This is a genomic window from Pelagibius sp. 7325 (assembly GCF_037652055.1).
Classification (GTDB): domain Bacteria; phylum Pseudomonadota; class Alphaproteobacteria; order Kiloniellales; family Kiloniellaceae; genus Pelagibius.
In genome coordinates, this window is sequence record NZ_JBBKAH010000007.1 from 15,652 (window position 1) to 28,070 (window position 12,419).

The 12,419-nt window shown below is 66.3% G+C and carries 10 protein-coding genes; 3 read left to right on the plus strand and 7 right to left on the minus strand.

The features are described 5' to 3' along the window. The first annotated feature begins 292 nt into the window (after positions 1–292). Positions 293–1,909 carry an alpha-glucosidase family protein gene (locus tag WDC82_RS16865; RefSeq protein ID WP_340118531.1) on the plus strand — a complete coding sequence of 539 codons (1,617 nt, stop codon included), beginning with the start codon at positions 293–295 and terminating at the stop codon, positions 1,907–1,909. Between the two features lie 10 nt (positions 1,910–1,919). Here the strand turns inward: WDC82_RS16865 and WDC82_RS16870 are convergent, their stop codons facing one another. The 7 genes from WDC82_RS16870 to WDC82_RS16900 all read right to left on the minus strand — a co-directional run bounded on the left by WDC82_RS16870 (position 1,920) and on the right by WDC82_RS16900 (position 8,604). Beyond that, the gene (locus WDC82_RS16870) at positions 1,920–2,351 is read right to left on the minus strand and encodes a heme-binding protein (RefSeq protein WP_340118532.1); all 432 of its coding nucleotides are present in this window, start codon (positions 2,349–2,351) and stop codon (positions 1,920–1,922) included. 22 nt (positions 2,352–2,373) lie between these two features. Beyond that, positions 2,374–3,612: a CoA transferase gene (locus tag WDC82_RS16875; RefSeq protein WP_340118533.1), complete on the minus strand. Its 1,239-nt coding sequence runs from the start codon at positions 3,610–3,612 to the stop codon at positions 2,374–2,376. 1 nt (position 3,613) lies between these two features. Next, a complete protein-coding gene (locus tag WDC82_RS16880) occupies positions 3,614–4,393 on the minus strand; it encodes an enoyl-CoA hydratase/isomerase family protein (protein WP_340118534.1) in 780 nt (259 codons plus the stop codon). 10 nt (positions 4,394–4,403) lie between these two features. After that, entirely contained in the window at positions 4,404–5,684 is a 1,281-nt protein-coding gene (locus tag WDC82_RS16885; RefSeq protein ID WP_340118535.1) for a TRAP transporter large permease, read from the minus strand. Positions 5,685–5,687: 3 nt separating this feature from the next. Beyond that, positions 5,688–6,230: a TRAP transporter small permease subunit gene (locus tag WDC82_RS16890; protein ID WP_340118536.1), complete on the minus strand. Its 543-nt coding sequence runs from the start codon at positions 6,228–6,230 to the stop codon at positions 5,688–5,690. 138 nt (positions 6,231–6,368) lie between these two features. Further along, the gene (locus tag WDC82_RS16895; protein WP_340118537.1) at positions 6,369–7,352 is read right to left on the minus strand and encodes a TRAP transporter substrate-binding protein; all 984 of its coding nucleotides are present in this window, start codon (positions 7,350–7,352) and stop codon (positions 6,369–6,371) included. Between the two features lie 64 nt (positions 7,353–7,416). Then, positions 7,417–8,604, minus strand: coding sequence for an aminotransferase class V-fold PLP-dependent enzyme (locus WDC82_RS16900; RefSeq protein ID WP_340118538.1), 1,188 nt, complete (start codon positions 8,602–8,604; stop codon positions 7,417–7,419). Positions 8,605–8,710: 106 nt separating this feature from the next. Between WDC82_RS16900 and WDC82_RS16905 the strand changes: the two genes are divergently transcribed. After that, positions 8,711–11,692 (plus strand): FAD-linked oxidase C-terminal domain-containing protein, encoded by a 2,982-nt coding sequence (locus WDC82_RS16905; RefSeq protein ID WP_340118539.1) that lies wholly within the window; start codon positions 8,711–8,713, stop codon positions 11,690–11,692. Positions 11,693–11,736: 44 nt separating this feature from the next. Further along, positions 11,737–12,402, plus strand: coding sequence for a GntR family transcriptional regulator (locus WDC82_RS16910; RefSeq protein ID WP_340118540.1), 666 nt, complete (start codon positions 11,737–11,739; stop codon positions 12,400–12,402). Positions 12,403–12,419: the final 17 nt, after the last annotated feature.

Consider the following 12,419-nt stretch of genomic DNA (forward strand, 5'->3'; position numbering starts at 1 on the left):
ATCAGCGTTCATCGGTTTGGCATTTCCCCCTAGGGACCGGGCTGAGCGGCAGATGTTATGCCGTGCCCGGCCGCGAGACAGTGCGACTTTGCTTGTCACTTCTCGGCGTCGGAGCCCGCCAGGCGCGAGGCCAGAGCCCATGCGACGCATCGAATCTCGTCGTTATGTAATAATAGAGGCTTGGGCGTTGAAATTCTACCCAGATGATCGATATAGTTTCACCGATGATCGAAAATTCCCAGATATTCGCAGGATTCAGCGGAGAATAAAATTTCTCCGGCGGAGTAGTTTGATGTCAAACGATTGGTGGCGCGGAGCGGTATTCTATCAGATCTATCCGAGAAGTTTTCAAGATACCAACCATGATGGAATCGGAGATTTACCCGGAATTACGCAGCGCATGGCGTATGTCGCGCGCCTTGGTGTCGATGCCATCTGGGTCTCTCCCTTCTTCAAGTCGCCGATGCGCGACTTCGGCTATGACGTCGAGGACTACCGGCAGGTCGATCCGCTGTTCGGCACTCTGGCCGATTTCGACGAACTGGTGCAGGCGGCGCACCGTCAGGGCCTCAAGGTGCTGGTCGACATGGTGCTCAGTCACACCTCCGACCGCCACGCCTGGTTCGAGGAAAGCCGGCGCAGCCGCGACAACGCCCATGCCGACTGGTACGTCTGGGCCGACGCCCGGTCTGACGGCATGCCGCCCAACAACTGGCTGTCGATGTTCGGCGGTGTGGCCTGGAGCTGGGAGCCGCGGCGCGAGCAGTATTATCTGCACAATTTCCTGCCGAGTCAGCCGGACCTGAACCTGCACAATCCGGAAGTTCAGGACGCCATGCTGGCCGAATGCCAGTTCTGGCTCGACCGCGGCGTCGACGGCTTCCGTCTGGATGCCTGCAACTTCCTGACCCATGATCGGCAACTGCGTGACAACCCGCCGCGCCCGCCCGGCCATCCACCGACCGATGCGGTGAAGCCCGGCAATCCTTATAACTTCCAGCTCCATGTCCACGACAAGTCGCAGCCGCAGACGGTCGATTTCCTGCGTCGCCTGCGCGAGCTTGCCGAGAAGTACAGCGATATCGTGCTGCTGGCCGAGATCGCCGACGACGACTCGATTGCCCGTATCGCGGAGTACGCTGGGCCCGGCGGTCCGCTGCACACCGGCTATTCCTTCGCGCTGCTGGGCGATACGCTGGACCTCCATGTGCTGCGCCAGAACCTGGAGGCCTTCATGGACGAGGAACGCCAGGGCTGGCCGGCCTGGGCGTTCTCGAACCACGACGTGGCGCGGGTGATCACCCGTTGGGGTGGGCAGCAGGCGCCGGCGGCTTTCGCGCGGGCGCTGCTGTTCCTGCTGCTGAGCCTGCGCGGGACGGTGTTTCTTTATCAGGGAGAGGAACTCGGCCTCAGCGAGGTCGACGTGCCCTACAGCGGTATCGTCGATCCCTACGGCCTGACTTTCTATCCAGAGTTCAAGGGGCGCGATGGTTGTCGCACGCCGATGCCGTGGAGCGACACCGATCCCCTCGCGCACTTCACCGACGTGGAGCCCTGGCTGCCGATCCCGAACGATCACATCGCCCATTGCGTGGCCGCGCAGGAGGCGGACAGCGATTCCGTGCTGCACTTCACCAGGCGCATGGTGGCGCTGCGCAAGGCGCGTCCTGCCCTGCGCCGCGGCCGCATCGAGTTCCAGTATGTCAGCGAGCGTCAGGTGAGCTTCTTGCGCCGCAGCGACGCGGAGACACTGCTGATCGCGGTGAACCTCGCCGAAGAGAACGTCACCCTGCCATGGCAGGGCGGGGCGTTGACGCCTCTGGACGATGTCTGTGTCGGAGCAGAGGTCGCAGAGGGGGCAATCACCCTGGGCCCCTACGGTGCGCTCGCCGCGCAGGTCACCGGCTAGCGCGGCGAGTTCAGCCGGGATCGGCGCTGTATCCGGCGGCCTCGATGCCGGCGATGGCGCAGGCCTCGTCGTTGTCCGAGGAGTCGCCCGTCACACCGACGGCGCCGACGATGTCGCCGGCTTCGTCGCGCACCAACACGCCGCCGGGCACCGGCACCAGCGAGCCGCCGGCGAGGCCATTGATCGCCTGGATGAAGAAAGCCTGTTCCTGCGCGCGCCTGAAGATCGCGCGCGAGCCGATGCCGAGCGAGATCGCGCCGCGCGCCTTGCCCTGCGCCACCTCGGGCCTGAGCGTCGAGGTGCCGTCCTGGCGAACCAGCGCCTTCAGGTGGCCGCCGGCGTCGAGCACGGCGACGGTCAGCGGTTTCAGCTTCATCGCGGCGGCGGTGGTAAGGGTGACCTCGATGATGCGGTTGGCCTCGGCCAGGGTGATGACGCGCATGGCGGTACTCTCCGGAAAGCGGTTATGAATTGGCAGGTCCGCCGGCGGCCCTATCGGCTGCGAGGACGGCGCCCTCGGCGACCATGCGATCGATCTCGACCTTGGAGAAGCCGGCCTCGGCCAGCACCGCGCGGCTGTGCTGGCCGAGCAGCGGCGCCGCGCGGGTGACGCCGCCGGGGGTCGCGGAGAACTTCACCGGCAGGCCGATGGCCTTCACGCGGCCGGCGGTCGGATGGTCGGTCTCTACGATCATCTCGCGGGCGAGGGCCTGGGGGTCGGCATGCATTTCGCCGATCGAGAGGACGGGGCCGGCGGGGAAGCCGCCTTGTTCCAGGATCGTCAGCCAGTCGTCGGTGCTCCTGGCCTCGAAGATCGCGTTGAGCGCGGCCTCCAGCGCCGCCCGGTTCGCCATGCGCCTGTCGTTGGTGAGGAAGCGCGGGTCCTCGCCCAGCTCCGGGTGGCCGAGGATGCCCACCAGGCGCTCCCAGTTCTTCTGGTTGGCGGCGCCGATGTTGATCCAGCCATCCGCGGTTCTGAACGCCTGGTAGGGTGCGTTCAACGGATGTGCGGAGCCCATGGCGCCCGGCGAGACACCGGTGGCGAAGGCGATGGCCGACTGCCAGTAGCTGTGCACGATGCCGGCCTCAAACAGCGAGGTGTCGACCTTCTGGCCCTCGCCGGTCTGCAGCTTGCGGGCATAGGCGGCGGCAACGCCCATGGCGGCTAGGATGCCGGCGGTGATATCGGTCACCGGGGCGCCGACCTTCACCGGCGGGCGCCCCGGGCCCTCGCCTGTGATCGACATGAGGCCGGACATGCCCTGCGCGATAAGGTCGAAACCGCCACGCTCGGCATAGGGTCCCGTGCGCCCGAAGCCGGAAATCTCGCAGTAAATGAGCCCGGGATTGCGTGCCTTCAGCGCCTCGTAGCCGAGGCCGAGCTTTTCCATCGTGCCCTTGCGGTAGTTCTCGATCACCACGTCGGCTCTGTCGAGCAGGCGCAGCAGGGCCTCTTTCCCGTCGGGGTGCTTGAGATCCAGCGCAATGCCGCGCTTGTTGCGGTTCATCATCATGAAGGCGGCGGGCTCGCCCGCGATATCCGGCGGCAGCATGCGGCGGGTGTCGTCGCCGCCCAGCTTTTCCACCTTGATCACTTCGGCGCCCATGTCGGCCAGCATCATGCCGCAGACCGGCCCCGCCATGATGTGCGCCAGTTCGACGACCCGGCAGCCTTCAAGCGGGCCTGTGGGCTTCTGGGCCACCTTAGCGGCCCGTCCACTGCGGCTTGCGCTTGCCGAGGAAGGCTTCCAGGCCCTCGCGGAAGTCAGCGCTGGTGTAGCACTGCACGATGAGGTCCTGGTCGTCGACCGCAGCCGTGGCGGCGGTGAGACGGCGCAGCGCTTCCTTGGTCGCCTGCAGGGTGAGCGGCGCCTGGCCGGCCAGCAGCGCGGACAGTTCCAGGGCGCGCGCCTCGACGGCGGCCCGGTCGCCCAGCAGTTCGGTGACGAGGCCGCCGGCCAGCGCCTCCTCGGCGCCCATCAGGCGGCTGGTGAAGATGATCTCCTTCGTGCGCCCGGCGCCGATCAAGGCCGAGAGGCGGGCGAGGTTGCGCGCGGAAAGGCAGTTGCCGAGGGTGCGCGCGATGGGGAAGCCGAACTTCAGGTCGCGTGCGGCAATGCGGATGTCGCAGGCCGCAGCGATGCCGGCACCGCCGCCGGTGCAAGCGCCGGCCAGGGCGGCGACCGTGGGAAGCGGGCAGCGCTCCACCGCGCTCAGCACCTTGTCGATGCGCTGCTCGTAGTCGATGGCGTCCTGCGGCGTCTTGAAGCTGCGGAACTGGGCGATGTCGGTGCCGGCGGCGAAGGCCTTGTCGCCGGCGCCGATCACCACCAGGGCCTTGGCATCCCCCCGGCCCGGCGCCGTCTCGCAGATTTCGGCGAGGCCCTCGTACATAGCGAAGGTCAGGGCGTTGCGCGCCTGCGGCCGGTTGAACGTGACGACGCCGATGTCGTCGCGGACTTCGTAGAGCAGCTCGTCGCTCATGGGGCTTTTCCTATCTGTAGAAATACTCGACCAGGAACATCGGGATGGCCGGCACGTAGGTGCAGATCATCAGCACCACCAATAGCACGGCGACGAACCAGATGTTGACCTTCGAGACCTCCCAGATGTTGGCGCGCGCCACGGCGCAGGCGGTGATCAGCACGCTGGCGACCGGCGGCGTCTGCTGGCCGATGGCCAGATTGAGGGTCACTACCAAGCCGAAGTGGACCGGGTCTATGCCGACGGCGCCGATCAGCGGGATCACGATCGGCACCACCAGGATGATCGCGGCAGCCGAGTGCAGAAAGAAGCCGATCACCAGAAAGAAGACGTTGAGGATCAGCAGGATGACGTATTTGTTGTCGGTGAAATCGATGATCGCCGCCGCCAGGTCCTGCGGTACCTGGGCCCGGGTCAGGAAGCCGCCCATGAGAACCGAGGCGGCGACCAGCAGCATGACCACAGCCGTCTGCATCCCGCCGTCGAGCATTGCCCGCTTCATGTGGCGCAGGTCGAACTGCCGGTAGAGCAAACCGACCAGCAGGGCAGCCAGCACCGCCAGGCCCGCGGCCTCGGTAGCGGTCACGAAGCCGCCGAAGATGCCGCCGAGGATGATTACCGGCAGGCTGAAGGCGGGCAGCGCCTCAATGAAGGTGCGCCGCAGGCGGGCCAGCTCGAAGGCTTCCTCGACCGGCAGGTCGTAGCGCCGCGCGAAGATGTAGGCGACGAGCATAAGGCCGGCCGCCCCCAGAAGGCCGGGCACGACGCCGGCGACGAAGAGCTGCTCCACCGAGGTGCCGGCCGATACGGCGTAAAGGATCATCGGAATCGAGGGCGGAATGATGATCGCCAGTGAGGCGGAGGAAGAGGTTACCGCCGCCGAGAACGCGCCGCTGTAGCCGCGCTTCTTCATCTGTGGGATGAGGATGGAGCCCAGCGCCGCCACGTCGGCCACGGCAGAGCCTGAGATCTCGGCAAAGAACAGCGAGACGCCGATGTTGATCATCGCCAGGCCGCCGCGCACGAAGCCGATGAGTGCGGAGACGAAGTTGATCAGGCGGTCGGTGATGCCGCTCGCGTTCATGATGGCACCGGCCAGCACGAACATGGGAATTGCGATCAGCGAGAAGTTCGTCGCGCCGTTGTACATATCGAGCGCGACGGTGACCAGGCTGCTGGGACCTTCGCTGGCCAGCAGGCCGACGATGGCGGTGATGGCGAGCGCAATGGCGATCGGCACGTTGAGGCAGACCATCACGACCAGAGCAATGAACATGGCGAGTATAAGCATGGCTCAGCGCTGCCCCGCCTGCTTCAGTTCCTGTGCCACTTCCTCTTCGATCTCCGCGTGTTCGAGGGAGATGCCGGCGGCGGTCATGCGCCAATAATCCGGCAGGCTGATCAATTCACAGAGAATGAAGAGGGCGCCGCCGATCGGGATCACCGATTGCGTGACCTGGATCGGCATCCAGTTGAGGGCTACCAGGCGCATGCCCTCCAGAACGTCCAGTACCTCGAGGCCGGCCCAGGTCATCAGCACGAAGAAGCCGATAACCAGGACTTCGGCGGCGATTAGCCCCGCCATGCGCAGTTGCACCGGCAAGGCGAGCAGCGCGGTATCGAAGCCGATGTGGCGGCGCTTGAGAGCGGCCAGGGCTGCACCGTAGTAGGTGATCCAGGCGAGCAGCACGGAGGCGATTTCGTCGTACCAGGAGAGTGAGTTGCCGGCGAGGCGGTAGGTCACGCCGACGATCACCACGATGGTCAAGGCAAGCATCAGCGCTATCATGACCCACTCCAGCAGCCATTGCATGGCGCTGTGTGTCTGCCTCAGCATCGGCAGGGGTACTCCTTAGGGCACCGCTGGCGACGCACCGCCGGCGGGTTGATCTCGGCGGCGGGCGAAGCCGCCGCTAACTGGATTGGGAGGGGGCCCGCAACCGTCGCGTTCCGGGCCCCCGCGTCTTGGGAGGTGTCAGGCGCCCTCGCCGAGCTTCAGCAGGGTGTCGATCAGTTCCTGTCCGCCGTCGACGGAAGTGGCGAAGTCGTCGTAGACGGGCTGCGAGGCCGAAATGAAGGCGTCCTTATTCGCTTCGTTCACCTGGATGCCGCCGGCCTTCAGCTTGTCGAGAAGGTCGGTCTCCATGTTGGCGGCCGTCTCATGGACGAAGGCCTGGGTCTCCTTGCCACAGCGGTCGAGCACCGAGCGCACGTCCTGGGGCAGGTTCCCGTAGTGCTTGTCGGAGACCAGGGCATAGGCCGGCGTGTAGACGTGGCCCGTGATGGAAAGGTACTTCTGCACCTCCTGGAACTTGGCCGACCAGATCTGGGTATAGGGGTTTTCCTGGCCGTCCATCACGCCGGTCTGCAGCGCCGTGAAGACCTCCGAGAACGCCATCGGCGAGGGATTGGCGCCATAGAGCTGGAACATCTTCACGCGCCACTCGCCCTTGGGCGTGCGCAACTTCACGCCCTTCAGATCCGCCGGCTCGTTGATCGGCCGCACGTTGTTGGTGATGTGGCGGAAGCCGTTCTCCCATATGCCGATGATGCGGTAGCCCTTCTCCTGGACGGCCGGCTGCAGCTTGCTGTCCAACACTGCCGCTTCGACCCGCTTCATGTGTTCGCGGCTCTTGATGATGTAGGGCATCTCGAACACACCGAAGATCTCTGCGACCGACGACATGACCGAAGACGGCAGGGCGAAGTCGACCTGGCCGAGCTTCAGCTTCTGCAGCAGTTCGGTGTCGCTGCCGAGCTGTGACGAACCGAAGACCTGCACTTCCGCCTTGTCGCCGAGCGAGGCGTTGGCACAGCGGGCGAACTCGTTGGCGCTCGCTTCGAACAGCGAGCCGGGCTCGCCGACGTGGCCGAACTTCAGGGTGAGTTGCTGCGCCGCTGCCGGGCCGGCAAGCAGCGTCGTTACCGCAAGGGCACTCACTAGACCGAGTATTTTCATCATTTCCTCCCCAGGTTTCGTGTTTATCGTTGTCGTGGTTCCGCAAGGGGGCGCGGCTTTCTGTTCAGTCGGCGGCACCCTCCGCCAAAGTCTGGTCCTGGCCGCTGAGATAGCCGAGGGCCGCCTGCACCCCACCGCGCCGATAGGGCATGCCGGAAAGCTCGAGCCCCATCTCCACGCCGGAGAGGGTACCCATGAGCATGAGGTCGTTGAAGTCGCCCAGGTGGCCGATGCGGAACACCTTGTCGGCGATCTTCGAGAGGCCGTTGCCGAGCGACATGTCGTAATTTTCCAGCGTCACCTTGCGGAAGTGATCAGCGCTCTGGCCTTCCGGGACCAGCACCGCGGTCAGCGAACTGGAATAGTGGCGCGGGTTCTTGCACAGCACTTCCAGGCCCCAGGCGCGCACCGCGCGGCGCGTCGCCTCGGCATGGCGGTCGTGGCGGGCGAAGACCTTGTCGAGGCCCTCCTCGTGCAGCATGTCGAGGGCCTCGGCGAGGCCGTAGAGCAGGTTGGTGGCTGGCGTGTAGGGGAAGAAGCCCTTGTCGTTGGGGCCTTCCATCTCGTCCCACGACCAGTAGGAGCGCGGCAGCTTTGCTTTCTTGGAGGCCTCCAGCGCCTTGTCGCTGACCGCGTTGAAGGAGAGCCCCGGCGGCAGCATCAGGCCCTTTTGCGAGCCGGCGACGGTAACGTCGACGCCCCATTCGTCGTGGCGGTAGTCGATCGAAGCCAGCGAGGAGATGGTGTCGACCATCAGCAGGGCGGGGTGGCCGGCGTCGTCGATCGCCTTGCGCACTTCGGCGATGCGGCTGGTGCAGCCGGTCGAGGTCTCGTTGTGGACGACGCAGACCGCCTTGATCGCGTGCTTCTTGTCCGCGGCGAGGTGCTGGCCGATGGCGGCCGGGTCGGCGCCGCTGCGCCAGTCGCCGGCGATGAACTCCGGCACCACGCCGAGGCGCTCGGCGAGGCCCTTCCACAGGGACGCGAAGTGGCCGGTCTCGTACATCAGCACGCGGTCGCCGGGAGAGAGGGTGTTGACCAGTGCGGCTTCCCAGGCGCCGGTGCCCGACGCGGGGTAGATCACCACGCGGCCCTTGGTCTTGAAGATGACGCGCATGCCGTCCAGCACCCGTTGGCCCAGTTCGCCGAACTTGGGTCCGCGGTGGTCCATGGTCGGCAGGTCCATCGCCCGCAGCACGCGGTCGGGGACGTTGGTTGGACCCGGAATCTGCAGAAAATGACGCCCTGGCATGCTTCCCCAATCACTCTGCTTGTTGCCCGCCCGGACCATCGGGTGCTTGCGTGGCGGCAGGCTTTGTCGTTATGAATATTGAATACAAAATACAAGATCGGAGCGAATGTCAATAATGCGCGGCGGCGGCGAACTGGCGAGAAGCCTGGAGAATAACGTCGAGGGCGAGGTGCTCTTCGATCTCTTCAGCCGCGGGCGCTATGCCACCGATGCCTCGATCTACCAAGTGGTGCCGCTGGGCGTGGTGGTGCCGAAGACCTGGGCCGACGTGGAGGCGACCCTGGCCATCGCACGCGAGGCGGGCGTGCCCGTGCTGCCGCGCGGCGGCGGCACCTCGCAGTGCGGCCAGACGGTGAACCGCGCCGTCGTCATCGACCTCTCCAAGCACCTCAACAAGGTGGTCGAGGTCGACAGCGAAAACCGCAGCTGCGTGGTCGAGCCGGGTCTGGTGCTTGATCAACTGAACGCAGCGCTGAAGCCGACCGGCCTGTGGTTTCCGGTCGACGTCTCGACGGCATCGCGCGCCACCATCGGCGGCATGGCGGCCAACAATTCCTGCGGCTCGCGGTCGATCCGCTACGGCCTCATGCGCGATAACGTGACCTCTATCGAAGCGCTGCTCGCCGACGGCAGCAAGGCGGTGTTCGGCGAGCTGTCGCGCGACGCCATGCCGGAGAACAACGCCGTCGCCACGCTGTTCCAGGATCTGCTGGATCTTGGCGGCCGCGAGGCCGAGGAGATCCGCGCGCGCTTCCCAAGCGTCCTGCGCCGGGTCGGCGGCTATAACATAGATGCCTTGGTGCCCAATGGCGTGCCGGACAACGGCGGCACCAACAACCTGGCGCATCTGCTGGTCGGTTCGGAAGGCACCCTGGCGCTCAGTGAGCGCCTCACCCTCAAGCTCAGCCCGATCCTCGCCAACAAGACCCTGGGCGCCTGCCATTTCCCGACGCTTTACGATGCCATGGACGCGGCCCAGCATCTGGTAACCCTGGGGCCGACGGCGGTCGAGCTGGTCGACCGCACGATGATCGAGCTCAGCCGCGACATCGCCATGTTCCGCCCGGTGGTCGACCGCTTCGTGCGCGGCGAGCCGGGCGCCATCCTGCTGGTCGAGTTCGCCGAGGAGGACCAGGCCGAGAACCTGCGCCGCCTGGCCATGCTGGGCGACATGATGGCGCAGCTGGGATTCCGCTGGGGCGATGCGGGCAAGAAGGATGGCGGCGTTGTGGAGGCTGTCGATCCGGGTTTCCAGAAGCAGATCTGGGAGGTTCGCAAGCAGGGCCTCAACATCATGATGTCGATGAAGGCGGAGCGGAAGCCGGTCTCTTTCGTCGAGGACTGTGCCGTCAACCTGCCCGACCTTGCCGAGTATACCCGCCGGCTTACCGAGATCTTCCACAAGCACGGCACCGACGGCACCTGGTACGCCCACGCCTCGGTCGGCACGCTGCATGTGCGTCCGGTGCTGAACCTGAAGCTGGACCAGGATGTGAAGGCGATGCGCGCCATCGCCGAGGAAGCCTTCGAGATGGTGCGCGAATACAAGGGCTCGCATTCCGGCGAGCACGGCGACGGCATCGTGCGCTCGGAGTTCCATCGCGCCATGTTTGGCGATCGCATGGTCGAGAGCTTCGAGTGGGTGAAGGATCGCATGGATCCGGCCGGCGTGCTGAACCCCGGCCGCGTGGTGCGCCCGCCGAAGATGGACGACCGCAGCCTGTTCCGCTTTGCGCCGGACTACGTGGTGCCGGAGCTTGAGACCGTGTTCGACTGGTCAGCCTACAGTGGTGCCGGCGGCGGTTTCCAGGGCGCCGTGGAGATGTGCAACAACAACGGCGCCTGCCGCAAGGTGGAGGGCGTCATGTGCCCCTCCTACCGGGTGACGCGCAACGAGCGTGACCTGACGCGGGGCCGCGCCAACACCCTGCGTCTCGCGATCTCCGGCCAGCTCGGCCCCGACGCCTTCACGTCGGAGGAGATGGCCGAGACGCTGGCGCTCTGTGTCTCCTGCAAGGGCTGCAAGCGCGAATGCCCGACCGGCGTCGACATGGCCAAGATGAAGATCGAAGTGCTGGCCGCCCGTGCGGCAAAGCAGGGCGTGGCGCTGCGCGAGATGCTGGTCGCCTACCTGCCGCGCTATGCACCCTATGCGGCCAAGGCGCCCTGGCTCGGGAACCTGCGCGACCGCGTGCCGGGTTTCGCCAAGCTCTCCGAACGCTTCCTCGGCCTCGCCGCCGGCCGCCGGCTGCCGCAGTGGCGCCGCGACATCTACCGCCAGCAGGAACTGCCGATGCAGGGCGAAGAGGTCATGCTTTTTGCCGATACCTTCAACCGCTACTTCGAGCCGCAGAACCTGCGCGACGCCGAGGTGGTGCTGCAGCGTGCCGGCTTCGCACCGGTCGAGGCGCGCCCGCCGGTGGGCGAGGCGGTGCGCCATGGGCCTGGGGGCAGCCGGCGTCCTCTGTGCTGCGGGCGCACTTTCCTGGCCGCGGGCATGATCGAGGAGGCCAAGGCCGAGATGCGCCGCACCTTGACGGTGATCGGCCCGGCGGTGGCGCGCGGCGTGCCGGTGGTGGGCCTGGAGCCTTCCTGCATGCTGACCTTCCGCGATGAGATGCCGGCCCTGCTGGGCGACGAGTGGACGGCGGAGCAGGCCAAGCAGGTCATGCTGTTCGAGGAATACATCGCCGCGCGGCTCGACCCGGAAGGCGGCGGCTTCGACCTGCCGTTGGCGCCGCTGCCGCAGCGCTCGGCCCTGCTGCACGGCCATTGCCACCAGAAGGCCTTCAACGCGGTGGCGCCGATCCAGGAGGTCTTGGGGCTCGTGCCGGAGCTGGAGGTCGAGCTGGTGAACACCTCCTGCTGCGGCATGGCCGGCAACTTCGGATACCAGGCCGAGACGGCGGCGGTCTCCCTGGCGATGGGCGAGTTGAACCTGCTGCCGAGGGTGCGTGCGGCGGGGGCAGAGGCCCTTGTCATCGCCGACGGCACGTCCTGCCGCCACCAGATCGCCGAAGGCGCCGCGCGCGAGGCGGTGCACGTCGCGCGCTTGCTTCGCGAATCCTCCGATCTTGCGTTAAACTAGGCGCTAAACTAGACGCTAAACTAGGCACCGAACCAGAGCCTGCCATGAGCATCGAGATTGCAGCCCCGATTCAGCGCCGACCGCTCCACAACGAGCTGGCCGACCGCCTGCGCCACATGATCGTCGAGGGCGAGCTGGCGCCCGGCGAGAAGCTGGCCGAGAAGGAGCTCTGCGAGCAGTTCGGCGTCTCCCGCACGCCGCTGCGCGAGGCGATGAAGGTGCTGGCGACCGAGGGCCTCGTGCTGCTGACACCCAACCGTGGCTGCGCCGTGGCGAAGCTGACGCTGGCCGATCTCGACGAGGCTTTCCCGATCATGGGCGCCCTGGAGGCGCTCTCCGGCGAGCTCGCTTGCCGCCATATCACCGACGCGGAGATCGCGCGCATTCGCGATCTGCACGAGCGCATGGTGAAGAAGTACGAAGCCGGCGCCCTGAGGGATTACTTCAAGCTCAACGAGCAGATCCACCAGCTGATTCTGAACGCCGCGCGCAACCCGACCCTGGCGCAGATGCAGCTCAGCCTTTCCGGCCGCGTGCGCCGGGCGCGCTACATGGCCAACATGTCCCCGGCGCGCTGGTCCCGGGCGGTCGCCGAGCATGAGAAGATTCTGGAGGCGCTCAGCGCGCGCGACGGCAAGCGTCTGGCCGTGCTGCTGAAGGATCACCTCGCCAACAAGCTGCAGACCGTGAAGGACGCGCTCACGGAGTAGCCGGGTGGCCGCGCCGG